The organism is Muriicola jejuensis (assembly GCF_010671595.1).
Taxonomy (GTDB): domain Bacteria; phylum Bacteroidota; class Bacteroidia; order Flavobacteriales; family Flavobacteriaceae; genus Muriicola; species Muriicola jejuensis.
In genome coordinates, this window is record NZ_JAABOP010000001.1 from 153,597 (window position 1) to 179,977 (window position 26,381).

Sequence of the window (26,381 nt, forward strand, 5' to 3'; positions counted from 1 at the left end):
AGTCAGGAACAAAATGTAACCCTTCAACTCCCAGGCTCATATGGATCTGATATTTCTCACATCGTTTCACTCTTCCATTACCCTGATCTGCATCGTGGGCCTGGGGGTGGTCATATCGGGTTTCCTCCTGAACAAGATCAAACAACCCACCCTGATCGCCTATATCCTGATCGGAGTGCTGATAGGACCCTTCGGTTTTGACCTCATCGGCGACCAGGAGACCATGATGCATATAGGAGAATTGGGGATCATTCTCCTTTTCTTCTTTATTGGGATGGAGATCGATCTCTACTCCTTTATCGGCAACTGGCGTCTGGCCGTTTTCGGGACCCTGGGTCAGATCCTTCTCAGTATAGGAGCCATGGGTGCCATAGGCCTGCTCTTTGGCTGGAACAATTCCCGTATTCTGGTAATGGGATTTGTCATCGCCTTGTCGAGCTCGGCCGTGATCTTTAAATTACTGGAAGACAAAAATCTGCTCGGCAAAAAGATCGGCCAGAATGTATCGAGTATCCTGCTGGCACAGGACATCGCCATTGCTCCCATCCTCATCCTGATTTCCATCTTCGGGGGAGAAGACACCTCATTCAACTCAATCTTGCTAAAGATTATAGGCGGTGTTTTGATCTTTGCCACTATTTTATACATCTATGTAAGAAAGGAGATCACCTGGCTCCCTTTTCGCAAAGCCATCATGAGGGACCACGAATTGCAGGTCTTCCTTGCCCTGTTCTTCTGCTTTGCCGGTGCAGGCATCGCAGGACTTTTCGGGATCTCCGAGGCTTTGGGAGCCTTTGTGGGCGGATTGGTTATGCACGCCGGGAAAGCCGTTCGCTGGATACACGATGCCATACATTCCTTCAGGATCCTGTTCGTCGCTGTATTCTTTATCAGCATCGGAGCTCAGATCAACCTTTCCTTCCTTGTTGAAAACCTACTGCCCCTGGGTCTGTCCCTGGTCACCGTTTTTGTTTTGAACCACGCCATCAACACCATCATCCTGAGGGCCTATAACAACACCTGGAGAGAGGCGATCTTTGGCGGTGCCATGCTGGCCCAGATCGGGGAACTCAGCTTCCTGATCTGCATAACCGCCTTTAACCTGAATATCCTGACCCAATACGCGTACGACTTTACCATTTCCCTGATCTCCCTCACGATCGGGATCAGCCCATTCTGGATCTTTTTGACGGAAAAGTTGAGCGGCAAGAAACAAATAATAGCTCCTTAACAATTTACTTTAAGGGGGAAACAGTGAATGAGGAAACCATGGAAAAACCAATTAAAAAGGAGGATCATTACCTCGGCCGAAGCAACTGGTTAAGAGCCTCCATTCTGGGCGCCAATGACGGTATTCTTTCCACCGCGAGTATTATTGTGGGGGTGGCTGCCGCTTCCCCTTCCAGGGAACCCATAGTGATCGCTGGGGTGGCCGGACTCGTGGCCGGTGCCCTGTCGATGGCCGCAGGGGAGTACGTTTCCGTCAGTTCCCAGACAGATATAGAAACTTCGGACCTGGCCAGGGAAAGAAGGGAACTCCGGGACATGCCGGAAGAAGAATTAAGTGAACTTGCCAGTATATACAGGGCAAGGGGTTTGAGTGCCGACCTGGCCCTGAAAGTGGCGCAACAGCTTACCGAATACGACGCACTTGGGGCACATGCGAGGGACGAACTGGGGATACACAGCATGACGAGAGCAAAGCCCATGGAGGCTGCCATGGCCTCAGGCGCATCCTTTGTTTTAGGGGGTATTCTACCGGTTATTGCCGCCCTGCTCATCCCTGTAAAAGGTATGATCCTCTGGCAGTACGTCCTGGCCATCCTTTTCCTGATCGTACTGGGGGCCTTCGCCGCGAAGGCAGGCGGGTCCAGTGTGAGAAAGGCCATACTGAGGATCACCTTCTGGGGGACCATTGCCATGGGGGTTACGGCCTACATCGGGCATCTTTTTGGGGTCTCCGTGGCATGAGGAAGTGCTTCCTTGACGAGGCTTAATGGGTAAAAATTTGTAGATTATTGTGAAAATGCTTGCCTGAGTACCTATGAGAACAGACAATGGTAAAAAAAATCAAAATGGCTAGATTCGTTAAAAAGTCAAAACAGGACATCGGACTGGCCCCGGACGACCTGACATTCCGGGGCAAAAAAAAGGCCAATGAGGTCTTGCTCCGCATCATCGACTTCAATGAGGATACCCTGGAGGAAGATGCCGTACAGGTTGTCCGGGATGTACTTAAATACAAGGAAAAAGACACGGTTACCTGGCTGAATGTCGATGGGCTCCACAACGCGGCCATCATGAAAGAGATCGCCGAGACACTCGACCTGGACACGCTCGTCCTTGCGGAGGTGATACAAACCCATGCCAGGCCAAGGGTCATCGAATACGACAATTGCATCCTGATCACGATCAAGATGATGCAGCAGAAGGAGAACACAGACCAGATCATGGTAGAAAATCTGAGCATTATCCTGACGGAGGATATGCTGATCTCCTTCCAGGAAAGGAAGGGTGATGTCTTTGAACCTGTCCGCGATCGCATCCGCAAACAGAAAAAGCGAATAAGGCACGGGGGGACAGACTACCTGACCTTCGCCCTGCTCGATATCGTCATCGACAATTACCTGTACGTGCTCAGTGTATTGGGCGAGAAAATTGAGACCCTGGAAGATACCCTGCTTCTGAACCCCAATGAAGTGGTTATCAACGAGATCAACAAATACAAAAGAGAGCTCAATTTCCTGCGCAAGAATATCAAACCTGCCAAGGAAATGATCTTTTCCCTGGCAAAAATGGAATCGGAATTCATAGATGAGGCCACCTACGTCCATTTCAAAGAACTGGAGGACAATATCAGTCAGGCCAGCGAAGTATCGGACAGTTACAGGGATATCCTGTCAGATCAGCTCAATATCTACCATACCACCATCAGCAGCAAGCTCAATGATGTGATGAAGGTCCTCACGGTCTTTTCCGTTATTTTCATCCCCCTGACGTTCATCGCCGGGATCTACGGAACCAATTTTGATTTTTTACCGGAACTGCATTACAAATACAGTTATTTTATCATGCTCGGTATAATGGTGGTGATCGCCCTGGGAATGCTCATCTATTTTAAAAGGAATAAATGGTTGTAACCATCGGAAACAATTTCAATTTCTAAAAATCGAAAAAGAAAAAGCCATGGAAGAGATTTACAATACATATCGCCCCGAGGGTTTCGGCACCGTAACACCTTATATATTTGCCGAAGATCCGGTCAAACTGATACAATTCCTTACCCTTGGTCTGAAAGCAGAAGAATTACAGCGTACAAAAGACCCAAAGACCGGGGATATCACTAATTGCATTTTAAGGCTCGGGCACAGTTGCCTGATGGTCAGTCGAGCAAGACCTCCCTTTACAGGAATGAAATCCTCCTTTTATCTGTATGTAGACGATGTAGATATAATGCACGAACTCGCTATTAAGGCAGGGGCTCGCGAGGTTTTCTCCCCGGCCGATATGCCATACAGGGACAGGCAATCCGGTATTCAGGATATGGAAGGTAATTATTGGTGGATTTCGAAACGGCTGGAACAATCGGAATATTAGTGAAATCATACTTTTTAATATTCTTAGCTATACTTTGAGAGAGAACATAAAGACTCTAATACTCAAGCCATGAATCTTTCTAATTCCCTTTAATTCCATCTGGTTGACTGAAAACAAAAAACCAACCAAACAACGAACTCTACTGGAAATGAAATTACATCACCGGTAACTCTACCGTATCGATCACGTGGATCACACCATTCGACTGGTTCACGTCGCTGATGGATACCGTGGAAATATTGCCGGCAACATCTTTCAACTGTTCTTTCTTTCCTTTGAGCATGGCGGTTAGCTCAGTTCCATCTACGGTGGTAAAGGTGGCTTTCCCATTTCCTTTCCTGATGGCCTCCACTATATCGGCCGCATTGTACTTACCGGCAAGTACGTGATAGGTCAGGACGGCCTGGAGGGTCGATTTGTTCCCGGGCTCCAGAAGGGAAGCCACGGTACCTTCAGGTAATTTCTCAAAAGCAGTGTTTGTGGGGGCAAAAACCTTGAAAGGACCTTCTCCCTGAAGGGTTTCTACAAGACCGGCCGCTTTAACGGCTGCAACAAGAGTGATGTGGTCCGCAGAATTTACCGCATTGGAAATAATATCCTTGGAGGGATACATGGCGGCCCTTCCCACCATTTTGGTATTTTCATTCATCATTGATTTTTGGCCCATCAGGAACGAAGCAGAAAGTAAAACCAGCGCTATGGCCGTGATTCTAAACAATTTAAAGATCTTCATGATAATTTATTTATTTTTAAGATTCACCTTACCTACGGAAGACCCACAGCAGAGGTTTGGTTTTTTGAGGCCTTTTTGAAATATTTAACATTTTTACATGAAAAATAAAGGACGACCGATGAAGAAATCAGACCCCCCTATCCTCGTTGAAGCTTCTTTTGAAAGGAGTGCAACCACATTGTGGAAGGCCCTTACCAGCTTGCCGGAAATGAAGAAATGGTACTTTGATATGCTGCCCGGTTTCGAACCCAGGCCGGGCTTCCAGACCTCTTTCAAGGTGAGGTCTGAAGAACGGCTCTTCACGCACCAATGGGAAGTACTGGAAGTTGTTCCCGGTGTGAGTATCACCTATCGCTGGACCTTTGAGGAATATCCCGGAGCATCCACCTCTACCTTTGAGGTTTCGGGGGATGAACACCGGGCACACCTAAAACTAACGGTAAGGGTGCAGGAGGATTTCCCCGATGAGCTCACAGAATTTACGAGAGAAAGCTGTAAGGGTGGATGGGATTATTTTATCCACGGTAACCTGAAGAACTACCTCTCTGTCTAACCTCTCTAACTCATATGCCTAAAAAGAATGTCCTGTTCCTCATCGTGTTGTCCCAGTTCTTCTGCACTTCCATTTGGTTCGCAAGCAACGGAGTACTCAACAACCTGATCCTGGAATTCGGCCTCTCAAAACAGGCTCTTGGCCACCTCACTTCTGCCGTACAGCTGGGATTCATTACCGGGACCCTCTGCTACGCTGTTTTGACCATAGCAGACCGCTACTCCCCATCAAAGGTGTTTTTCTACTCTGCCCTGGCCGCAGGGTTCTGCAATCTTGGCTTGACCTGGGAAGGAAATACCCTCCTGAGCCTGACAGCTTCTAGACTGCTAACCGGATTTTTCCTCGCAGGCATCTATCCCGTAGGTATGAAGATCGCAGCCGATTACTTTGATAAAGGCCTGGGCAGGTCTCTGTCTTTCCTGGTAGGGGCCCTGGTACTGGGAACCGCACTGCCACACCTGTTAAAGGGGAGTTTTACCACAGCCGAGTGGAGGTATGTGGTCATCACGACCACCTTCCTGGCCCTGGCAGGCGGTTCACTCGTGCGCTACGGGATCCCGGACGGTCCGTTCAGGAAAGCCGCCACAGGCTTCAGGTGGAATGGCGTATTTACCATTTTTAAAAATCGCGATCTAAGGCAGGCAGCCATTGGGTATTTCGGGCATATGTGGGAGCTTTATGCCTTCTGGGCCTTTGTTCCCGTGGGACTTTCCGCCTATGGGGAAATCCATGAGACGCCCATGGATATCCCTGCCTGGTCCTTTCTTATTATCGGTTCGGGGGCCCTGGGATGTGTGGCTGGTGGCTTTGTTTCGGAGCGCTATGGCGTCAGGAAGACGGCCTCGGGAGCCCTGCTGATCTCCTGCATCTGCTGTTTGCTTTCCCCCCTCCTGTTCCTGCAACCCTCTGCCGTCTTTTTTTTGGGGTTCTTTCTTTTATGGGGAATGGCCGTGATCGCAGACTCACCCCTGTTCTCCACCCTGGTCGCCAGGAATGCGGACGGACCCTTGAAGGGATCGGCCCTTACTCTGGTGAACTGCATAGGTTTCGGGATAACCATCCTGAGTATTCAGTTGCTAAACGTCCTTCAGGCCCTCATCTCCCCGGCATGGATCTTCACGTTCCTGGCATTAGGCCCCTTGCTCGGCCTCGCTATCCTCAACAAAAAAAGGGGGGACCTGCCCAGGTCCCGGGTTGATCTATAAAGGTGTAAATAATGATCTCAGATTAGGCCCGAAGGTGCTATTTGGCTACATTCACCGCCCTGGTCTCCCGGATCACGGTTACCTTCACCTGCCCCGGATAGGTCATGTCTGTCTGGATCTTTTGTGAGATCTCAAAGGAGAGCTGTGCGGCTTTTTCATCACTTACCTTTTCACTCTCAACGATTACGCGAAGTTCCCTCCCCGCCTGTATGGCATAGGCCTTCTGCACTCCTCCGAATCCGAAGGCGATGTCTTCCAGATCCTTCAATCGCTGGATATAGGAATCCAGAACCTGCCTTCTGGCGCCTGGCCTCGCTCCACTAATGGCATCACAAACCTGTATGATAGGAGAGATGAGTGTGGTCATTTCGATCTCGTCGTGGTGCGCCCCGATCGCATTGCACACTTCGGGTTTCTCCCCGTATTTTTCGGCCCATTGCATGCCGAGGATGGCGTGTGGGGTTTCGAGCTCGGTCTCTGTATTCGGGACCTTTCCGATATCATGGAGCAACCCGGCTCGTTTAGCGATCTTGGGATTAAGCCCTAATTCGGCTGCCATCACCCCGCAAAGCTTGGCGACCTCACGAGAGTGCTGCAATAGGTTTTGGCCGTAGGACGACCTGTATTTCATCCTTCCGACCGCCTTGATAAGTTCTGGGTGGAGTCCGTGAATCCCCAGGTCGATCACGGTTCGCTTCCCTATTTCCACGATCTCCTGTTCTATCTGTTTCTCAGTTTTCCGTACCACTTCCTCTATACGGGCCGGGTGAATACGCCCGTCCGTCACGAGTTTGTGCAAGGACAGCCTTGCGACCTCCCTGCGCACAGAATCAAAACAGGAAAGGATGATGGCCTCAGGAGTATCATCCACAATGATCTCCACCCCGGTCACGGATTCCAGGGCACGGATGTTGCGCCCTTCCCTGCCGATGATCCGTCCTTTGACGTCATCGGATTCCAGGTTGAAGACCGAGACACAATTCTCTACGGCCTCTTCGGTACCGATCCGTTGAATGGTATTGATCACGATCTTTTTGGCTTCCTGCTGGGCCGTTAGCTTGGCCTCCTCCAGGGTGGATTGCATAAAGGCCATCGCATCCGACTTAGCGGTCTCCTTGAGGGACTCCAGCAACTGGTTGGTGGCTTCCTCGGCAGAAAGCCCCGAGATCACTTCGAGCTGCTGTACCTGGCTCTTGTGTAATTTCTCCAGTTCCGTCTGTTTCTTTTCGTACAACTCCACCTTGTGGTCCAGGTCCCGTATCTTGCCCTCCAGTTGCTCATTGAGCTTTTTGTTCCTCGCCAGTTCGCTGCTTACCTGGGATTCTTTGTCCCGCGTCCGTTTTTCTGATTCCGAGATCTTCTTTTCCTTATTGATGATGACCTTTTCGTGTTCCGCCTTCAACTCCAGGAACTTTTCCTTAGCCTGGAAAATCTTGTCTTTTTTGATATTCTCTCCTTCTGTTTCAGCGTTTTTCAGGAGTACGGCTGCCTCCTTTTTTGCATTTGCCATGGTTTTGGATGCTTTTCCCTTCTCCAGGAATTTGGCAATGACGAAGCCTATAAGCAAGCCTATGGCTCCTGCGATGAGTATTGTTGTAGTGTCCATGTGTTAGTTTTGTTTTTTGAGGTAACCTGCCCCCAGAAAATATGTGCGGGAAAATCCGGCTGAATCTTATCGGCTCAGTGCGATCTCCTGCTTGAATCATTCCGGACCGATTCACCGGTCGGAAATAAAAAAGCCCACATTGATGGAAGTTTTGTACAAACTCCTATAAACAGGTTTAGGGCTAACAGACTGCTCAAGGATCCTTTCAGGAAGGCCTGCTTTTACAATCTAAACTCACCCTTTTCAAACTAATTAATGTTGAGTTTGTCAAAATTTATTTACCAATGTGGGCAGTAAATTATGTATGTTAAAGAACTTATTTAAAGCTAAGCTTTTCATTCACCAGCTGGTCCAGGGCGGTCAGTCTTTCCACGACTTCCCGGGTATCCTCCATCTTTTCGATTCCTCGTTGCTCGATCTTGGAGGCAAACTGCAAGGCACACATGGCCAGTACATCCTGTTTATCCCTGACGGCGTAATTCTGCTCAAACTTCTTGGCGAGTTGCTCGATGTTCTTCGCCGCCTTCCTCAGGCCTTCTTCCTGACTTGGGTCTATGGTCAGTGGGTATACCCGGTCTGCGATAGACAGCTTGATCTTGAGTTTCTCCGCCATAATTTTTGAGTCCATTATTCAGCGAGCTGAGAGATACAATGGTCCAACTCCCTGATCAATGTATTTATTTTGAGCTTGGCTTCTGTTTTATTTGTTTCACTGCCCAACATTGAGTTTGCCAGCTTGAGGGTTTCGTATTTTTCCTCCCACTCTTGCACGGATTTCTTTGTGGCCTCATGATCCTGTTTGATCTGGATCAGTTCTTCCTCCAGTCTTCCTTTAGCTTGATTGAGCAATTCCACCTTGTGTAATAATTTGCTGATCTTATTTTCAAGGGAATCAACTATTTCAACCAATTCGCTCATGGGCAACTCAATGCTTTCAAACAAAGTTAACACACCTAGGACGACTAAGCAATAGTTTTTCCAATTATTCCTCTATGCCCCTGAAGGCAGAATCTCAAATAGCAAGAATTGATATGGATACCCGTTTTTATTTTAAAGTTAAGGTCCTATTATTTAATTTCGTGCCAACCCTTGTCTATGAAGAAGAGTGTATTCCTGCTTTGCATCGTATTGTTTCAACAGGCCATAGGGCAGGAGAACTATCCCAGGGATGCCTTTCGATCACCCCTGGATATCCCACTCATCCTCGCGGGTACCTTCGGAGAATTAAGATCAAACCATTTCCATTCTGGTATCGATATCAAGACTCAGCAGCGTGAAGGTCTGCCGGTCTACGCCATTGCTGATGGCACCGTTACCCGGATCAAAGTATCTCACTGGGGGTATGGAAAAGCCCTCTACATTGCACATCCCAACGGGTATACCTCTGTCTATGCCCATCTTCAGAAATTCAGTCCTGAGATCGAGGCCTTTGTAAAAGAGGCCCAATATCGGAATCGTTCCTATGAGATCGAGGTATTCCCGGAATACGGTCAACTCAAGGTCATCACGGATTCCCTGGTAGCATATACCGGGAACACTGGCGGGTCATCCGGGCCCCATCTGCATTTCGAGATCAGGAGCAGTCTGTCAGAAAGACCTACCAACCCATTGCTATACGGCCTGGACGTCAGGGATGCCACGAATCCCACCCTGGAAGCTCTTTACGCCTACCCCCTGTCCGCGGATGCGGTGGTAAACCGGAGTGAAGAAAGGGTACAACTCTCCTTGAACAGGCAAGCAGATGGTTCTTACCTCTCTTCAGAGGTCAAAGCCACGGGCACCATTGGATTCGGGATATCCGCATATGACCGTCAGGACCTGGCGGCCAATCAAAACGGGCTGTACGAACTGGAGCAAAAAGTAAATGGACGGGTCATCTCAGCTTTTGATTTTGACTCCTTTTCTTTTGGTGAAACCCGATTGATCAACACCCTGATCGACTACGAATACCTGTCTAAATACCGCCGGCGTATCCAGCGCTGTTTTAAGGTAAATGGCAATGATCTCAGCATCTACAAGGAACTGGAAAACGACGGGAAACTGACGGTTCTCCCCGGGATGAATTACACGGTGGAGATCACTCTAAAGGATCTGGCCGGCAACTCCACCAGGGTGATCATCCCCGTGCAAGGAAATAGGGAAGAGCCTGAGCAAAAGAAACAAATAGTAAAGACAGCGCATTACATATCCTCAGGCAAACCCAACAATTTTGACCTGGGAAAGGTGAAATTGTTTTTCCCTCCCGATACGTTTTACGAAGACTTCTACATAGATCTGAGGTCTGACAAGGATACCGTTACCGTCCACAACAACAGCGTTCCCGTGCACAAGAATTTCACCATAACCTTTGACACCGAGGGCTACGAAGAAGCCTTCTTAAAGAGTGCTTTTATCGCACGTCTCGACGAGCGAATGCGCCCAGACTTCATGAAGACATACAAGAGGGGAAATACCTTTTCTACCCGAACCAGATCGCTGGGCACCTATACCCTGGCTCGGGATACCGTACCCCCTGTGATCAGGCCCAAGAACTTCAAATCAAAACAGTGGCTGACCAATTACAGGTATCTGAGCCTGTTAATCTCCGACGACCTCAGCGGCATAGCCTCCTATGAGGCCACCCTGAACGGGGAGTGGATCCTTATGGAGTACGAACCCAAGAACAATACAATCACGTATAATTTTGACGACAAGATCCTGGACAAGAAGCAATGTGACCTGAAAGTGGTGGTGACGGACAATGTCGGGAATTCCACTACCTTTACGAGTAGTTTTTTCAGAAGTTAGCTCTTGAACCCCCTCAGGATTTTACTGTTCTCGGCATTTTTCTGTGTTGCCTGTGCCGTTTCCGGGCAAACGGCAACCATCACGGGCGTGGTCCTCGGCTCGGATAACCGAGCCCTCAGTGATGTGAGTATTCGTGTAGGTACCCGGGGGACGATCTCGAATACCGATGGTTTTTACCTCTTGGAGGTGGAATCTGAGGTACCCATGACGATCACTTTTTCGCATATCGGGCATCAGAAAATTGAACTCCGGGACCTGATCCTTACCACCAATCAGGTCTTTGCGTTCAATCCGGTCATGAAAACCGACGCCATACAAATAGACAGTGTGGAGGTCACGGCCATGGGATCAAAGACCGTCTCCGGTATCTCAAATCTTTCACCTGAACTCGTACAAAGTATTCCCGGGGCGAATCCCGGAGTAGAAAACCTACTCAAACTGTTGCCCGGCGTCTTTTCAAACAATGAACTCAGCACCCAGTACGGTGTCCGGGGTGGTAACTATGACGAAAACCTGGTCTATGTAAACGGGATTGAAGTATACAGGCCGCAACTGCTGAGATCGGGTCAACAAGAGGGTTTCAGCTATGTCAACAGCAGTATGGTTGAAAGACTGCACTTCTCACCGGGGGGCTTTCAGGCCCGATATGGAGATAAACTGTCTTCGGTACTCGATATCACCTATAAGTCACCTACACGTTTTGCCATCCAGGCAGAGGCGAGCCTTCTCGGACTGGGTACCACCCTGGAAACACGGTCCAAGGACAAGAAATTCACTACTCTGACGGGATTCAGATACCGGGACAACAGCCTGCTCGTAAACAGCCAGCAGACCTTATCGAGATTCAATCCGCTCTTCACAGACCTTCAAAGTGTGCTTACCTATCGGTTCACCTCCAGATTTCACCTCCATTTTCTGGGGTATCTGGGTCTTAACCGATATCGCAATCAGCCCGTCTCCAGACAGACTAATTTCGGGACCCTGGCCAATCCACAGGCCCTCCGGGTCTTTTACCTGGGAAGAGAAGAGAATTCCTTTGCCACCGGAATGGGTGCGATCAAGGCCGAATTCTTTCCTACCGAATCCACGGCCCTGAACTTTTACACCTCTGTCAATCACAGTCAGGAGGAAGAATACTCCGATATAGTAGCCCAGTACGAACTGGGTGAGATAGAGACCAGCCTGGGGAGTGGCAGTCTGGGGGAAGTGACCTCCTCCCGTGGGATCGGTTCCCAGTACAACCGCGCGCGAAACGACCTCGATGCCCTCATTCTCACCTGGTCTCACGAGGGTGATTACCGGAAGGGAAACACCCATCTTTCCTGGGGTTTGAAATATTCATACGAGGATATCAGGGATCAGATACGCGAATCGGAATTCATAGACTCTGCCGGCTTTTTTATCAGGCCTCCGAGGGAGGAGTTCATCAACAATCAGCCAGAGGAACCCTTTACCGCCCCCCTTCTGGCTTACAATGCCGTTAGTGCCCGCAACTTCACTCAGACCAGCAGGCTTCAGGGCTTTATCCAATTCACAGACCGGTGGGTCCTGAGGAAACATCAGCTTACCTATACTTTGGGCCTTCGTTCTCATCATTGGGTACTCCAGGGAGAAGGAGTCAATAGAAAGGCGCAATTCGCCCTGAGTCCGCGTGCACAGCTCTCCTTTAAACCGGAATGGGAGCGGGACATCGTTTTCAGGTTGTCTACCGGGATCTATCAGCAACCCCCTTTTTACAGGGAGTTGAGGAATGCCAGCGGGACCATTGTTCCCGAAGTGGAAGCACAAAAATCCTATCATCTGGTCCTTGGGGCCGAACAGAGTTTGAGGATCTGGAACAGACCCTTCAACCTGCAAACCGAAGTGTATTACAAAAATCTTTGGGACGTGAACACTTATACGCTCGAAGATGTCCGCATCAGGTACGTGGCCAATAACGATGCCAGGGCCTATGCCTATGGAGCGGACCTTCGGCTCTACGGGGCCTTTATACCCGGGACCGAGTCCTGGATCAGCCTGGGGTATCTAAAGACCATGGAAAACTGGGAGAACAGGGGATATATCTCCAGACCCACGGATCAGCGATTCAAGGCCGCCATCCTTTGGCAGGATTACGTCCCGGATCTGCCCCAATTAAAGATGTATCTTAACCTGGTCTACAGTACCGGGGTACCCGGAGGCTCACCCAGTTATGCAGACCCGTATATCTTCCGGAACAGGTTAAGGGATTACAAAAGGGCTGATTTGGGAATTTCTCATACTTTTGTAGATCAAAGCACGTCTCCAAAGGAGGGACATTGGTTGCGAAATTGCAAGGAACTGCAGGTGGGACTCGAGATTTTCAACCTTTTTAACAACCAGAATTCCATCACGAACACCTGGGTCCGGGATGTGGATAGTAAAAATGAATACGCCGTACCCAATTTCATGACCTCAAGGATCCTGAATGTAAAACTTAGAATGAGATTTTAACCGAATGAAGGGAATAAAAAGGCTCTTATCCGTCCTGATCCTCTTGCAAGTACTTTTACTGCAAGGGCAAAAGAACATTTACGAGAGTGACCGTTTCGAGGAACTGAGTGCCGATCACCAAGTACTGGCCATCATCCCATTCTTAACGAACCTCGAACTCAAGGAAGGAGTGGATGGCGCAGATCTCAAAAAACTGGAGGAACGGGAGGGATATGCAGTGCAGGATGCCCTGGAGACCTATTTTGGAAGGGGTAAGAAAAGAAAGAAATTTTCGGTGGATTTTCAGAATACCAAAAATACAAATGCCATCCTCGCCCAGAACGATATCAACTACTCCAACATCGATACCTATACGATCAAACAACTCAGTGAGATCCTGGGAGTGGATGGAATTGTCAGTGGCAACATGGACCTGAATATCCTGCTTTCAGAAGGTGTCCCGTCTGAATTCAGTTTTATCGACTACATCCTGGGCGATGCGAATTACGGGCGGATCGGCATTAAGGTAAGCGATGGAAAGACCGGAAAACTGCTTTGGAAATACGAAAAGGAGATCAACAAAAAATCCGGCAGGAACACCACGGACCTCATCGAATCCATGATGAAGAAGGCCACCAGGAAATTCCCGTATGACAAGGAGCGCTAGGAGATCATCGGCGCCTTTTCGTCCTTACTAAACTCCTTGAGCACCTTAACCGTATAGTCTATCTCATCTTTAGTGTTGTAGATGGAAAAGGAAAACCGCAGGGATGGGTTCTTCAACTCTTTCTCGGTAAGGATCTGCGACAAGACATGGGAGCCGGAATCACTACCGGACTGACAGGCGCTTCCCTTGGAGCAGGCGATCCCCTTGATATCCAGGTGGAATAACAACATCAGTGCCTTCTCCTGTGAGATGGGCAATCTGACATTGACCAGCGTATAGGTGCTCTTCTCCATGTCCCCGGAAAGCCCGTTGAACTTTGCCTCGGGAAAAGCCTTGAGGATAGAGTCTATAAAATATTTCTTCAGGGACGAGACGTACTGCCTTTCCTCTTCCAGGTGGTCGTAGGCCAGGACAAAGGCTTCCTCCAGACCAACGATATTGTGGAAGGGTTCCGTACCTGCCCGGTAGCCCCTTTCCTGTGCACCTCCCACAATCATAGGTTTCATGCCTGAATTCTTTCGTATATACGCAAAACCCACTCCTTTGGGGCCGTGGAATTTATGGGCTGCAGCCGTCATAAAGTCGATGGGTATCGCCTGTACATCCCAGGTGTAATGCCCTATGGACTGTACCGTGTCTGAATGGAGGTACGCCCCTTGCTCCTTGCAAAGTGCGGACACGGCCTCCATATCTATTTTGTTGCCGATCTCATTGTTTATATGCATCAGGCTCACCAGTTTCTTCCCCTTTTCACTCTCGAGCAAGGTTCTCAGATGGTCCATATCCGGATTCCCATCAGCCTCCAGGTCGAGATAACACACTTTCACACCGGCCTGGGCTTCGAGTTCCTCTACCGTATGGAGAACGGCGTGATGCTCCAGTCGGGAAGTAATGATGGTATCTACCCCCAGGTCGCGCACCGCACATCTGAGGATCATATTGTCTGCCTCTGTCCCTCCCGATGTAAAAATGATCTCAGAAGGCTGGGCATTCAAGTATTTAGCGATCGTTTTCCTCGCTGTTTCGATGGCGGTCTTGGCCGTCCTCCCGAAACCATGTGTAGAAGAGGGATTTCCGTAGCAATTAGCCAGGGCCGACTGCATCTTCTCAATTACCTCGTCCCTGACCCGGGTAGTGGCTGCATTGTCCAGATAAATTTGCTTCATAATCGATCCTCATTAGGAAACCGGTTCAAAAATACAGGAAAATAACTTAAAATCTCAGGAATGGGAGGAGTTAACCATAGGTTTTTCCTCTCAATTTGTCTTACATTTGGACCATGAAGCATTCTTTACTCCTTCTGTTTCTGATGTTCCTTTGGGGTTGTAATGACGGGGACCTGCAGATAGAAATGATCGACTTTGACGACGTTGCCCTTCAGACCTGTGAAACCACCGTGACCACAGAGACTACTGTATTCTTCAAGATCAGCGGGGATGAAAGCCTGATCCTCAAACTGCAAAATGGGCTCTTGCTGAATCAGGAATCACAGGATACGCTGGTCAGCAGTATTCCCGGCCAGAGTTCCCTGGTCTATAGAATTTTCAATGCCACAGTATCCAAGACCTATTTTTGCGACCCGTTCCCCCCTGCCGAACCGACCGTTCGGGAGGAAATCGAAGCAGTGAGCGGGGAGGTCCTGGTAACCACTATAAGGAATGCTACGGATACGACCCTTTACGAACACACCATACGCCTGAGGGATGTGACCCTGATCAGCGAACAGGGGGAAAGGATCACAGATACCAGCATCGACGAGTTCGGCTCAGTCACTACCAAAGAGTGATCACCCCACTTTCGGGTTCTGCATGATATAGGCTTCCGTTGCCCCTAGACCGTACTTCTGATAATCGGCATCGTAGTAGTTGATCTGGGGATACCGGCGCAGGAGAAACCCGAGTTCCTCCTTCAGAACACCTGCTCCGACGCCATGAATGAACACCACTTTGCGTATGTTCTTTTTCAGGGCGAACTCCAGCTGCCTTTGGGCTGTTTCCATCTGTATGTTGAGCATATCGTAATTGCTCATCCCCCTGGTGTCGGGTACTAGTTGGTGTATGTGCAGGTCGACTTCCATGGCCGGAACCTCTTTCTCCTTTTTCCTGGACACGCTGACCCCTGGTTTCCTTCCGACTTCCTTCTCCAGGCGAGAGGCGCTAACCTCACCAGGGCTTACCCTTATCCTTTCCTGCCCTTCTGAGAGCAGGATCTCCTCATGGGAAAATTCCAATTCAAAGCCATCGGCCGTTCTGATCCTGACCGATTGCGGACCATAACGCACCACGATCCCCTCTATGGAATCATCGAGTACCTGTACCCTGTCGCCTACCTTAACTTTTGCCATATCACCCGGAAAATAAAGAAGGTAATTATTTTCATTCCTTAAAAATAATAGTATTTTTCGGATGCAGAACGTAATTAGCCCGCTGTGAACCTGGTTTTCTTCCTTATAGCCGCAAAGGACCTGATGCTGCCCTGTCTGAGCAAGCAGTTGCTGGGGATGGAATGTCCCGGTTGCGGGATACAGAGATCGGTTTGGCTTTTATTACAAGGGGAATTCGTGGCAGCTTTTAAGATGTATCCTGCTATATATCCCATTATGGGATTGTTCGCCTTCCTCCTGCTCGACCGGTTCTTCAGGATCCGATACGCCAATGCGATCAGCATCGGACTGATGATCACAAGCGTTCTAATGATCCTGGCCAACTATGTTTACAAAATCCTCTAACCAAAACTTTTTATGGAACAACAAAAACTACCCAACGTAACCATTGCCATAGTCCTGGCTATCTTGTCATACCTCTGCTGCTGTGTTTGGGGGTTCCCGGCCATCATCATGTCTGGGATAGGGCTATTCCTGTTGAAGAAAGACGAAAGAGTTTATGCAGAAAATCCTGAGCTCTACTCTAATTACGGTCAGTTAAGAACTGCAAAGATTCTGGTGATCATTGGTCTTGTACTCGGTATTTTGTACTTCTGCTATGCGATCTACGGAATCTGGGCAATAGGCGGATGGGATGAATATATGCGGAAGACACAGGAAATGATGGAACAATTCGGCATCGAAGAATAAATTAGAAAAACCAGACTATGAACCAGCAATCACTACCCGGAGCCAGCAATGCACTGACGATGGGAATACTATCTGTTGTACTCACACTCCTCTGTTGTGGTCCATTCGGGATCATTTTTACGATCCTCGGCCTGAACAGTGCGAGTAAAGCAGAGCGGATCTACAAAGAAAATCCCGGCATGTATTCGGGATATGAAAATGTGAAAACAGGACGGGTGTTGTCCTACGTGGGCCTGGCCCTTGCCCTTCTGTACCTCCTCTTTATCATTCTGTACTTTGGCGCGATCATCGCCCTGATAACGGCAGGAGAATTTGATAATTTCTAAAATGAAAAGACCCCCGGTTGCCCGGGGGTTTTTTTTATGGGAAATCCAGTACTTTTCAGTTGGCCACTTCACTCATGAACTTCAGGCGGTAAAGGCGAAGTTCCTCATCCTCGTAATCCCCGTTGAATTCCTTCATGGCAGCCTCTATGTTATCAGTCTCCGCTTCCAGAAAATAATCGTGGATCTCTTCCTGCTGATCCTCATCCAGGATCTCATCAATCCAGTAATCTATATTGAGCTTGGTCCCGCTGAAGACGATCTGCTCCATTTCCTTGACCAGTTCCGAGAGCTCTAAGCCTTTGGCGGCCGCAATGTCATCCAGGGGTAGCTTTCTGTCTATGTTTTGGATGATGTAGAGTTTCAGACCTGAATTCGCACCCGTGCTTTTGACCACAAGGTCATCCGGACGGACAATATCGTGTTCTTCCACGTAATCCGAGATCAGCTGCATAAAGGGTTGTCCGAACTTCCTCGCCTTCCCTTCCCCTACCCCGTGGATGGTGATCATTTCCTCCATGCTGATAGGATATTTCAGGGCCATGTCTTCCAGTGAAGGGTCCTGGAACACCACAAACGGAGGCACGTCCAGTTTTTTGGCTTCTTTCCGCCTGAGGTCTTTCAGCAATTTCAGGAGTTGCTCATCGGCTACTCCCGCAGATTTCTTGGCGGCACTCACAATGGCATTGTCCGTCTCTTCATTGTAGACGTGGTCCTTGGTCATCATGAAGGTGGATGGGTTTTCCTTGAATTTCTTCCCCTCCTCAGTGATATGCAGGATGCCGTATTGTTCGATCTCCTTTCTCAGGAACCCTGCTACCAGCGCCTGCCTGATGAGGGCCATCCAGTATTCCTTGGGGTGCTCGTTGCCGGAGCCAAAAAAAGCCTTCCCATCTATTTTGTGGGAAGCGATCAGTGCGTTGGTGGATCCTATCAGGGTCTTGACGATCTCCTTGGACCTGAATTTCTCCTTGGTCCCTTCTATCACCTTAAGTAACTTCACCAGGCTGTGACCGGCTTCTTCTTTCTCTTTGGGATTGCGGGCATTATCATCCATGTCTGCTCCCTCCCCGTTCACCTCGTCGAACTCCTCACCGAAATAATGGAGGATGAATTTCCTCCGGGATATGGAGGTCTCTGCATAGGCCACGATCTCCTGCAACAGGGCGTTCCCGATCTCCTGCTCGGCCACGGGCTTCCCAGACATGAACTTCTCCAGCTTTTCAACGTCTCTATAGGAATAGAAGGCAAGACAGTGCCCTTCTCCCCCATCTCGCCCTGCCCGGCCTGTTTCCTGATAATAACTCTCAATGCTTTTGGGGATATCGTGATGGATGACATAGCGGACGTCCGGTTTGTCGATACCCATACCGAAGGCAATGGTAGCGACCACCACGTCTACATCCTCCATGAGGAACATGTCCTGGTATTTAGACCGCGTCTTGCTGTCAAAACCGGCGTGATAGGGAACTGCACTCACGCCGTTAACCTGCAGCATCTGAGCCAGCTCTTCCACCTTCTTTCGGCTAAGGCAGTAGATGATGCCCGACTTGCCCGGGTTTTTCTTTACAAAGCGGATGATATCCGAGTCTACATTTTTTGTCTTTGGACGGACCTCGTAGAACAGATTAGGCCGGTTGAAGGAGGCCTTAAAAAGTTTGGCGTCCTGTATGCCCAGGTTTTTGACGATATCTTCCTGCACTTTGGGCGTGGCCGTAGCCGTTAACCCGATGATGGGGATATCTTCCCCAAGCCGGTCGATAATAGGCCGTAAATTTCTGTACTCAGGCCTGAAATCATGCCCCCATTCAGAGATACAATGGGCCTCGTCAATTGCGACGAAGGAGATCTTTACCGATTGAAGGAAAGCTACGTTCTCATCTTTGGTAAGGGATTCAGGGGCGACGTACAGCAGTTTGGTTACCCCTTCCTTGATATCCTGTTTTACCTGCTTCACCTCGGATTTATTGAGGGAAGAATTCAGTACGTGGGCAACCCCGTCCTCGTTGGTCGAGATTCCCCGGAGGGCATCGACCTGGTTCTTCATCAGGGCGATCAGGGGGGAGACCACGATGGCCGTGCCTTCCTTGAGAAGGGCAGGCAATTGGTAGCAAAGGGATTTACCACCCCCTGTCGGCATGATCACAAAGGTGTTGTTGCCTTCGATCACATTTTTGATCACATCCTCCTGAAGGCCTTTAAATGTAGTAAATCCAAAATATTTTTTAAGAGAGGTCTGCAGTTCCGTATCATTCAATACCATTCCCAATATTTTTACTTAATCCCACTGGCATATGGATTCATCTTCTCCACTATAAGCTTTTATAAACTACATGTTTGTTCGGGGTCGCAGTAGTATTTTCTCGAAGTATTAGAATACCCTATAAATAAGTTTGCTAATTTTGTTTTCTTAAATATAATACATTCTTTTAGATTGATATTACCCTTGGATATAAAATCTGCATTCCTAATCACGAAATCACCTACCCTGTCTTGAGAAAGAGTAAAGCCATACTGGAGCTGGCTAAAAAAACCATACGAATCGAAGGAGATGCCATACAAAACCTGGCCTCCCAGATTGATGATGAGTTTGCGCAGGCAGTGGAATACATTTATGAGGGAGAAGGCAGGGTCGTTATCACGGGAGTGGGGAAAAGCGCTTTGATCGCCTCCAAGATCGTCGCTACCCTGAACTCCACCGGTACGCCCGCCATCTTTATGCACGCAGCGGATGCGATACACGGGGATCTGGGGACCATACAGCAGAAGGACGTGGTGATCTGTATCTCCAAAAGCGGGAATACCCCCGAAATCAAGATACTGGTACCCCTGATCAAGTCTGGCGGCAATAAACTGATCGCCATTACCGGCAATACGGAATCCTTCCTGGCCGAACAGGCGGATTTTGTTCTGAACACCTATGTGGAAAAAGAAGCCTGCCCGAATAACCTGGCGCCTACTACCAGCACCACGGCCCAACTGGTCATGGGGGATGCCCTCGCTATTTGCCTGTTGGAACTCAGGGGCTTCAGTTCCAGGGATTTTGCCAAGTTCCACCCCGGGGGGACCCTGGGAAAGAAATTATACCTGAGGGTGTCTGATATCGCTTCGAAGAACATGGTGCCCCAGGTCGAGGATCACTCGCCTGTAAAGGAAGTGATCGTAGAGATCTCGGAAAAAATGCTGGGTGTGGCCGCCGTACTCAGCAAGGGAAAACTGGTGGGTGTGGTCACGGACGGGGACATCCGGCGCATGCTAAACAAATACGAAAACATCAACGGACTTACCGCCAGGGACATCATGAGTACACATCCCAAGACCATTGAACCCGATGTCCTCGCCGTCAAGGCCCTCAAGGAGATGCAATCCAATGAAATTTCTCAATTGCTGGTGGAAAAAGACGGCAAGTACATGGGCGTGGTCCACCTTCACAACCTCATTAATGAAGGCATCCTGTAATGGCTAAGCAAAAAAAGGACCCGAACGAAATGTCATTCCTCGACCACCTCGAGGAGCTGAGATGGCACCTGATACGCTCCACCTTGGCGGTTGTCATTGTAGGCTTCGTGGCCTTCCTGATGAAGGACTTTATCTTTGACACGGTGATCTTCGGGCCCAAAAAACCCGATTTTCCCACCTACGCCCTTTTCTGTAAACTCTCTAAAATGCTCGGTTTCAGTGAGGCTTTCTGCAGTAATGAGCCATTGTTCAGGATACAGAGTCGCGTGATGGCCGGTCAGTTTTCCGCCCACATATGGACTTCCATCTGGGCAGGATTCATCATAGCGTTTCCCTACGTGTTGTACGAGATGTGGCGCTTTATCAGTCCCGGTCTCTATGAGAAAGAGCGCAGGAATTCAAGGGGTTTCATCTTTGTAGCCTCCATGCTTTTCTTCCTCGGGGTCCTCTTCGGATATTACGTGGTGGCTCCCCTTTCGATCAACTTCCTGGGAAGCTATACGGTAAGTCCGGAAGTATATAACGATATCGACCTCAGCTCCTATATTTCCACTGTACGTGCGGCGGTGATCGCGTGTGGACTTATCTTTGAACTACCCATCGTCATCTTCTTCCTTACCAAAGCGGGACTGGTTACCCCTGAGATCCTCAAGAAATACAGGAAAGTTGCCCTGGTCATCGTCCTGATTATATCGGCTATCATCACCCCTCCGGACGTTGCCAGTCAGATCATCGTGGCCATACCTGTGCTGATCCTCTATCAGCTCAGTATCTATATCTCTGCTTACGTATTGAAACGGGAAGCGAAACAAGCGAAGAAATATGCCAAATCAAGTTGAAGAATTCAATGCCTACCGTTCCAGGATGAACGAGAAACTACTGGGGGCGAACAACAAACTCATCAAGAGGATCTTTAACCTGGACACCAACGCCTATGCAGAGGGCGCCCTGGATGTAAAGACCAAGGAACTGCTGGGGTTGGTGGCCTCTGCAGTACTGAGATGCGACGACTGTGTAAAGTACCACCTGGAAAGCGCGCGCAAGGCAGGAGCCCGCACCGAAGAGGTCATGGAGACCCTGGGCATCGCAACACTTGTAGGCGGCACCATCGTGGTACCCCACCTCAGGAGGGCTTATGAATTCTGGGAAGCCCTGGAGGAGCAGGAAGGTTAAAAAAAACGTAATTCCTTTCTCCTCCCTCGATAATACCTTAGTTTTGAACCGATATGCAACTTAGAGCCGAAAATATCATGAAGGCCTACCGGGGCCGAAAGGTGGTCAAAGGGATCTCCCTGGAAGTGAACCAGGGTGAGATCGTTGGCTTGCTGGGTCCTAACGGAGCGGGTAAAACTACCTGTTTCTACATGATCGTAGGTTTGATCAAACCCAACGGGGGAAGGATCTTTTTGGACCAAACGGAGATCACGAAATATCCCATGTACAAGAGGGCTCAAAACGGTATCGGCTACCTTGCCCAGGAAGCTTCCGTATTCCGCAAGCTCAGTATTGAAAAAAACATCCTGAGTGTACTGCAACTGACCAGGCTCAGCAAGAAAGAACAGTACATGAAGATGGAGCAACTCATAGAGGAATTCGGGCTCGGGCACATACGAAAGAACCGTGGCGACCTACTTTCCGGGGGTGAACGCAGGCGCACGGAGATCGCCAGGGCCCTGGCGACGGACCCCAAATTCATCTTGCTCGACGAACCTTTTGCCGGCGTAGATCCGATCGCAGTAGAGGACATACAGCGTATTGTAGCCCAGTTGAAGGACAAGAATATCGGCATCCTGATCACCGACCACAACGTACAGGAGACCCTGGCCATCACGGAGCGCTCCTACCTTATGTTTGAAGGAGGTATTCTGAAATCAGGGATTCCGGAAGTCCTGGCCGAAGATGAAATGGTAAGGAAGGTGTACCTGGGGCAGAACTTCGAACTTCGCAAGAAAAAACTGCAATACTAGTCGGATTATCACAACGGTAAGTTACCGCTCAGGATCTGTCCCTATCCCGGAAAAAAATGAGAGAACTCAGGAGATAGATCAGGATGATGACGGGTACGCTCAGAAATTTCATCGTACCGATACAGATCAGGCTCACAAAAAGGAATACATATCTCAGAGCATTGTCCTTGAAATCCCAGTTCTTGAATTTAAGTGAAAACAAAGGGATGGGTGCATTGAGGAGATAACTGCCGAGGGCCGTATGAGCCAAAAGGAACCAGGGATTCATGATAATTTGGTTGAGGGCGTCACTCCCGTTGTATAGCAGTATCATCGGCAGGGATACAATCAAAAGGGCATTCGCAGGGGTTGGCAGGCCTATAAAGTAGGTAGCCTGTCTTTCGTCCAGATTGAACCGGGCCAGCCTCACGGCCGAGGCAAGGGTTACCGCAAATCCGGCAAAAGGGAGTAGGTGGGAAAAAGATACCGCCTTGGTGACCTGATCCGGTCCCAGGTCCGGGGATCCCCCCAGGCTGAGGGATAGTAGCTGATACATGACGATGCCGGGTACAAGGCCGAAGGTAACCATGTCGGCCAGGGAATCGAGTTGCAGCCCCAGTTTGCTCTGAACCTTTAAGGCCCTGGCGCTGAAACCGTCGAGGAAATCAAAGACCAACCCGGCTAAAACGAACGCGGCCATGAGGTCCCAACGATTCTTCAAGGCAAAAACGACCGCCACAGATCCGGCCAGAACGTTCAGAAGGGTGAGCAGGTTAGGGATGTTTTTTTTCAACGCAGGTTCTTTCCCGCTAAAATAGTATAAATTTTATGTACGCTGTTTTCTCACATTTTTTATTCAGATATTTGCCGGGATACCGGAGATCACCTAAAGCAGCCCTTGCCTGATGACCCTGAAACAGTCTATTTTTCTTCTGATCCTGTTCTTTGTACTACCCCTGAGACCACAGGCCGAACCCCTTTCTGATAAATCGGTAATCAGTGTGATCACCTGCGGGCCAGGGTCCGAGTTATACTCCACTTTCGGACACAGCGCTTTCAGACTTCAGGACCGGGAAAAGGGAATTGACTGGATCTATAATTACGGGACCTTCAACTTCAACACCCCTAATTTTTACAGTAAGTTCGCCAGGGGGAAGTTGCTGTATTCCCTGAGTAAACAGCGTTTTGAAAATTTCTTGTACGCCTATGAACTGGAGAACCGCTGGGTAAAGGAACAGATCCTCGATCTCACGCCGAATGAGAAAAACGAGGTCTTCGCCTTCCTGGAGAACAACTACAAACCCCAAAACAGGGATTATAAATACGACTTCCTCCTGGAGAACTGTTCTACCAAGATCCCCGAGGTACTTCAGGTCGTTTTGGGCGATGAGATCGTGTTCACCAACTACCTCCAGGATAGTCACAAGTCTTTCAGGGACCTCATACAGGAGAACCTCGTCAGGAACTCATGGTCGAGCTTCGGGATCGACCTTGCCCTGGGGGCTGTGATAGACCGTGAGGCGACCTACAAGCAGCATATGTTCCTCCCAGAATACGTCTATTTTCAGTTAGAACACACCCTGGTGGGTGAAAAACCCATTGTGGCAAGGGAACGGACCATTCTTGATTACAACCTCCAGAACCGGGGAAACTACTTTACCTCCTCCCCCCTCTTCTGGACAGGCCTGCTATTCCTCTTTACCGCCACGATCACCTATATCGATCTGAGGAATAAAGTCAGGAGCAGGGTAATGGATATCCTCCTTTTCCTCCTGACAGGGTTGTCGGGGTGTCTGATAGTCTTCCTCTGGTTCTTTACGGACCACACGGCCACCGCCCTGAATCTGAATGTCCTTTGGGCCTTTCCCCTGAACCTTATCCTGACTTATTTCCTGATCAGATTTAAAAAACTGCCCCGTTGGGCAGGCCCATATCTGATCCTCCTCCTGATCTTACTGGCGATCTCGGTCCTTGTCTGGGCAATTGGCATTCAGCATTTTTCACCTATCGCAGCTGTTCTGCTCCTAACCCTCGGCTTGAGGTACGGTTTCCTGCTGTACCACGCCAGGCGAATTGAACCCACTTCGTTATGAATCTCGTCTCCGTGGAAGGCATCTCAAAGGCCTTCGGGGAACGCGTTCTGTTCTCCGATCTCTCTTTCGGTATTAATGCCCAACAAAAGGTCGCACTCATTGCCCAAAACGGGACCGGGAAGACTTCCATCCTGAATATACTGGCAGGAAAGGACCGTCCAGACACCGGGATGGTCAATACCCGGAAGGGAATTCGGATCTCCTACCTGGAACAGGACCCGGAACTAGACGGCAGCATCACCGTGGAGGAGACGATCTTCCGCTCAGACAATGAGGTCCTCAAGGTTATACACAATTACGAAAGGGCCCTGGAAAATCCGGAGGACCAGAACCAGTACCAAAAGGCCTTCGAGGCGATGGAACGTTTTAATGCCTGGGATTTTGAGACACAGTACAAACAGATTCTATTTAAACTGCAGCTCACCGACCTGAATGCAAGGGTAGAGACCCTTTCGGGCGGGCAGAAAAAAAGGATCGCCCTGGCCAATGCCCTGCTTAACAAACCGGACCTCCTTATCCTGGACGAACCGACGAACCACCTCGACCTGGAGATGATCGAATGGCTGGAGAATTATTTTGCAAGGGAAAGCATCACCCTTTTTATGGTGACCCACGACCGGTATTTCCTCGAAAGGGTCTGCAACGAGATCCTGGAATTAGACCAGGGCAAATTGTATTCCTACAAGGGCAACTACAGTTATTTCCTCGAAAAAAAGGAGGCTCGTGAACTACAGGATGCCGTCGAACTACACAAATCCAAACAGTTGTTCAAGAAGGAACTCGACTGGATGCGGAGGCAACCCAAGGCCAGGACCACCAAATCCAAATCGCGTATAGACGACTTCCACGATATCAAGAACAGGGCCCTTCAAAGGCGGAAAGACCACCAGGTACAACTAGAGATCAACATGGAGCGCCTGGGCAGTAAGATCCTGGAATTCCACAATGTGGTTAAGGCATACCCCGATACGCCCATTCTCAACAAATTCAGTTATTCTTTCCTAAAAGGGGAACGATTGGGTATCATCGGCAACAACGGTACGGGAAAGACCACCTTCCTCAACCTGCTGACCGGCAAGGCCACCCCGGACGGGGGGAAGATCACCACAGGGGAGACTATACAATTCGGGTATTATACCCAGGAAGGCATCCAGGTAAAGGAAGGACAAAAGGTGATCGAAGTGATTCGGGAGATCGGGGAATATATCCCTTTGAAGAAAGGTAAGCAGCTTTCCGCCCAGCAACTCCTGGAACGCTTTCTCTTTGACAGGAAAAAGCAGTATGACTATGTGGAAAAACTCAGCGGAGGGGAGAGAAAGCGCCTGTATCTCTGCACTGTCCTCATCAAAAACCCAAATTTTCTGATACTGGACGAGCCTACGAACGACCTCGACGTGGTAACTCTGAATGTGCTGGAATCTTTCTTGCTGGACTACCCAGGCTGCCTGGTAGTGGTCTCCCACGACCGGTACTTTATGGATAAGATCGTAGACCACCTTTTTGTATTCAGGGGGGGAGGTGTCATAGAGGATTTTCCGGGCAACTACTCCGATTTCAGGGCCTACGAAGACAGTTCTGCCGGCATGAGGAAGGAAGATGAGGCACAGGAGAACACCAAATCCTCAGCAGAAAAGAACCACTGGCGTGAGGAAGGAAAACGCAGTGGCCTTTCCTATGCGGAACAGAAGGAATTCAAGCAACTGGAAAAAGAGATCCAGGACCTGGAAAAGCGAAAAAACGAAATGCAGAATGCCTTCCTCGACCCGAAGATCACTCCGGATGAGATCGCCAACCTGTCCAGGTCCCTGCAGGAGACCGAAGACCTGATTGACCAAAAGACCGAGCGCTGGATCGAGATCTCGATACAGGCAGAGAAATAAGGAATCTA

The 26,381-nt window shown here is 49.3% G+C and carries 27 protein-coding genes and 1 other RNA gene; 19 read left to right on the forward strand and 9 right to left on the reverse strand.

Features of this window, described 5'->3' with window-relative positions; all coding sequences use genetic code 11:
* Positions 1–40: 40 nt before the first annotated feature.
* From GWK09_RS00675 to GWK09_RS00690, 4 genes are all read left to right on the forward strand, one after another.
* Complete coding sequence (locus GWK09_RS00675; protein WP_204260337.1) at positions 41–1,231, forward strand: cation:proton antiporter; 1,191 nt, start codon at positions 41–43, stop codon at positions 1,229–1,231.
* A gap of 38 nt (positions 1,232–1,269) precedes the next feature.
* Positions 1,270–1,971, forward strand: coding sequence for a VIT1/CCC1 transporter family protein (locus GWK09_RS00680; RefSeq protein ID WP_163691105.1), 702 nt, complete (start codon positions 1,270–1,272; stop codon positions 1,969–1,971).
* Between the two features lie 104 nt (positions 1,972–2,075).
* The gene (corA, locus tag GWK09_RS00685; protein WP_163691106.1) at positions 2,076–3,140 is read left to right on the forward strand and encodes a magnesium/cobalt transporter CorA; all 1,065 of its coding nucleotides are present in this window, start codon (positions 2,076–2,078) and stop codon (positions 3,138–3,140) included.
* Between the two features lie 46 nt (positions 3,141–3,186).
* The gene (locus GWK09_RS00690; protein WP_163691107.1) at positions 3,187–3,597 is read left to right on the forward strand and encodes a VOC family protein; all 411 of its coding nucleotides are present in this window, start codon (positions 3,187–3,189) and stop codon (positions 3,595–3,597) included.
* 154 nt (positions 3,598–3,751) lie between these two features.
* Here the strand turns inward: GWK09_RS00690 and GWK09_RS00695 are convergent, their stop codons facing one another.
* On the reverse strand, positions 3,752–4,330 hold the full coding sequence (locus tag GWK09_RS00695) for a fasciclin domain-containing protein (protein ID WP_163691108.1): 579 nt from the start codon (positions 4,328–4,330) through the stop codon (positions 3,752–3,754).
* Between the two features lie 97 nt (positions 4,331–4,427).
* On the opposite strand from GWK09_RS00695, the gene GWK09_RS00700 reads away from it, so the two are divergent.
* Positions 4,428–4,883, forward strand: coding sequence for an SRPBCC family protein (locus GWK09_RS00700; RefSeq protein WP_204260338.1), 456 nt, complete (start codon positions 4,428–4,430; stop codon positions 4,881–4,883).
* A 14-nt stretch (positions 4,884–4,897) separates the two neighbouring features.
* Complete coding sequence (locus GWK09_RS00705) at positions 4,898–6,088, forward strand: MFS transporter (protein WP_163691109.1); 1,191 nt, start codon at positions 4,898–4,900, stop codon at positions 6,086–6,088.
* 37 nt (positions 6,089–6,125) lie between these two features.
* Here GWK09_RS00705 and rny read toward each other — a convergent pair whose 3' ends face one another.
* The 4 genes from rny to GWK09_RS00725 all read right to left on the reverse strand — a co-directional run bounded on the left by rny (position 6,126) and on the right by GWK09_RS00725 (position 8,612).
* On the reverse strand, positions 6,126–7,694 hold the full coding sequence (rny, locus tag GWK09_RS00710) for a ribonuclease Y (RefSeq protein ID WP_163691110.1): 1,569 nt from the start codon (positions 7,692–7,694) through the stop codon (positions 6,126–6,128).
* Positions 7,695–7,851: 157 nt separating this feature from the next.
* Positions 7,852–7,958: non-coding RNA, 6S RNA (gene ssrS / locus GWK09_RS00715), on the reverse strand.
* A gap of 52 nt (positions 7,959–8,010) precedes the next feature.
* Positions 8,011–8,307 carry a cell division protein ZapA gene (locus GWK09_RS00720; RefSeq protein WP_163691111.1) on the reverse strand — a complete coding sequence of 99 codons (297 nt, stop codon included), beginning with the start codon at positions 8,305–8,307 and terminating at the stop codon, positions 8,011–8,013.
* Positions 8,308–8,321: 14 nt separating this feature from the next.
* The gene (locus GWK09_RS00725; protein ID WP_163691112.1) at positions 8,322–8,612 is read right to left on the reverse strand and encodes a hypothetical protein; all 291 of its coding nucleotides are present in this window, start codon (positions 8,610–8,612) and stop codon (positions 8,322–8,324) included.
* Between the two features lie 177 nt (positions 8,613–8,789).
* Between GWK09_RS00725 and GWK09_RS00730 the strand changes: the two genes are divergently transcribed.
* From GWK09_RS00730 to GWK09_RS00740, 3 genes are read left to right on the forward strand one after another with little or no spacing between them, the layout of a single operon-like run.
* Positions 8,790–10,481 (forward strand): M23 family metallopeptidase, encoded by a 1,692-nt coding sequence (locus GWK09_RS00730; RefSeq protein ID WP_163691113.1) that lies wholly within the window; start codon positions 8,790–8,792, stop codon positions 10,479–10,481.
* A gap of 3 nt (positions 10,482–10,484) precedes the next feature.
* Positions 10,485–12,953, forward strand: coding sequence for a TonB-dependent receptor (locus GWK09_RS00735; protein WP_163691114.1), 2,469 nt, complete (start codon positions 10,485–10,487; stop codon positions 12,951–12,953).
* Positions 12,954–12,957: 4 nt separating this feature from the next.
* Positions 12,958–13,599 (forward strand): hypothetical protein, encoded by a 642-nt coding sequence (locus tag GWK09_RS00740; protein ID WP_204260339.1) that lies wholly within the window; start codon positions 12,958–12,960, stop codon positions 13,597–13,599.
* Here GWK09_RS00740 and GWK09_RS00745 read toward each other — a convergent pair.
* A complete protein-coding gene (locus GWK09_RS00745) occupies positions 13,596–14,765 on the reverse strand; it encodes a cysteine desulfurase family protein (protein WP_163691115.1) in 1,170 nt (389 codons plus the stop codon). The genes GWK09_RS00740 and GWK09_RS00745 overlap by 4 nt on opposite strands.
* A gap of 113 nt (positions 14,766–14,878) precedes the next feature.
* Between GWK09_RS00745 and GWK09_RS00750 the strand changes: the two genes are divergently transcribed.
* The gene (locus GWK09_RS00750; RefSeq protein ID WP_163691116.1) at positions 14,879–15,385 is read left to right on the forward strand and encodes a hypothetical protein; all 507 of its coding nucleotides are present in this window, start codon (positions 14,879–14,881) and stop codon (positions 15,383–15,385) included.
* Here GWK09_RS00750 and GWK09_RS00755 read toward each other — a convergent pair whose 3' ends face one another.
* Positions 15,386–15,943 carry a Smr/MutS family protein gene (locus GWK09_RS00755; RefSeq protein WP_163691117.1) on the reverse strand — a complete coding sequence of 186 codons (558 nt, stop codon included), beginning with the start codon at positions 15,941–15,943 and terminating at the stop codon, positions 15,386–15,388. It lies immediately after the preceding gene.
* A gap of 84 nt (positions 15,944–16,027) precedes the next feature.
* Here GWK09_RS00755 and GWK09_RS00760 point away from each other — a divergent pair, with 84 nt between their 5' ends.
* From GWK09_RS00760 to GWK09_RS00770, 3 genes are read left to right on the forward strand one after another with little or no spacing between them, the layout of a single operon-like run.
* Entirely contained in the window at positions 16,028–16,327 is a 300-nt protein-coding gene (locus GWK09_RS00760; RefSeq protein ID WP_283401230.1) for a DUF2752 domain-containing protein, read from the forward strand.
* A gap of 12 nt (positions 16,328–16,339) precedes the next feature.
* Positions 16,340–16,672, forward strand: a complete 333-nt coding sequence (locus GWK09_RS00765; RefSeq protein ID WP_163691118.1) for a CCC motif membrane protein — start codon at positions 16,340–16,342, stop codon at positions 16,670–16,672.
* A 17-nt stretch (positions 16,673–16,689) separates the two neighbouring features.
* A complete protein-coding gene (locus tag GWK09_RS00770; protein ID WP_163691119.1) occupies positions 16,690–16,998 on the forward strand; it encodes a CCC motif membrane protein in 309 nt (102 codons plus the stop codon).
* 55 nt (positions 16,999–17,053) lie between these two features.
* Here the strand turns inward: GWK09_RS00770 and GWK09_RS00775 are convergent, their stop codons facing one another.
* Positions 17,054–19,258: a RecQ family ATP-dependent DNA helicase gene (locus tag GWK09_RS00775; protein ID WP_163691120.1), complete on the reverse strand. Its 2,205-nt coding sequence runs from the start codon at positions 19,256–19,258 to the stop codon at positions 17,054–17,056.
* 230 nt (positions 19,259–19,488) lie between these two features.
* Between GWK09_RS00775 and GWK09_RS00780 the strand changes: the two genes are divergently transcribed.
* Genes GWK09_RS00780 through lptB form a run of 4 tightly spaced genes read left to right on the forward strand, consistent with a single transcriptional unit; the run spans position 19,489 to position 22,421 of the window.
* The gene (locus tag GWK09_RS00780) at positions 19,489–20,454 is read left to right on the forward strand and encodes a KpsF/GutQ family sugar-phosphate isomerase (RefSeq protein ID WP_163691121.1); all 966 of its coding nucleotides are present in this window, start codon (positions 19,489–19,491) and stop codon (positions 20,452–20,454) included.
* Complete coding sequence (gene tatC, locus GWK09_RS00785; protein WP_163691122.1) at positions 20,454–21,293, forward strand: twin-arginine translocase subunit TatC; 840 nt, start codon at positions 20,454–20,456, stop codon at positions 21,291–21,293. Before GWK09_RS00780 ends, tatC begins: the two co-directional genes overlap by 1 nt.
* Complete coding sequence (locus GWK09_RS00790) at positions 21,277–21,627, forward strand: carboxymuconolactone decarboxylase family protein (protein ID WP_163691123.1); 351 nt, start codon at positions 21,277–21,279, stop codon at positions 21,625–21,627. Before tatC ends, GWK09_RS00790 begins: the two co-directional genes overlap by 17 nt.
* A gap of 53 nt (positions 21,628–21,680) precedes the next feature.
* Entirely contained in the window at positions 21,681–22,421 is a 741-nt protein-coding gene (gene lptB, locus GWK09_RS00795; protein WP_163691124.1) for an LPS export ABC transporter ATP-binding protein, read from the forward strand.
* Positions 22,422–22,449: 28 nt separating this feature from the next.
* Here lptB and GWK09_RS00800 read toward each other — a convergent pair whose 3' ends face one another.
* The gene (locus tag GWK09_RS00800; RefSeq protein WP_163691125.1) at positions 22,450–23,193 is read right to left on the reverse strand and encodes a CDP-alcohol phosphatidyltransferase family protein; all 744 of its coding nucleotides are present in this window, start codon (positions 23,191–23,193) and stop codon (positions 22,450–22,452) included.
* A 112-nt stretch (positions 23,194–23,305) separates the two neighbouring features.
* On the opposite strand from GWK09_RS00800, the gene GWK09_RS00805 reads away from it, so the two are divergent.
* Entirely contained in the window at positions 23,306–24,493 is a 1,188-nt protein-coding gene (locus GWK09_RS00805; RefSeq protein ID WP_163691126.1) for a lipoprotein N-acyltransferase Lnb domain-containing protein, read from the forward strand.
* Positions 24,490–26,373: an ABC-F family ATP-binding cassette domain-containing protein gene (locus GWK09_RS00810; protein ID WP_163691127.1), complete on the forward strand. Its 1,884-nt coding sequence runs from the start codon at positions 24,490–24,492 to the stop codon at positions 26,371–26,373. Before GWK09_RS00805 ends, GWK09_RS00810 begins: the two co-directional genes overlap by 4 nt.
* The last annotated feature ends 8 nt before the right edge of the window (positions 26,374–26,381 follow it).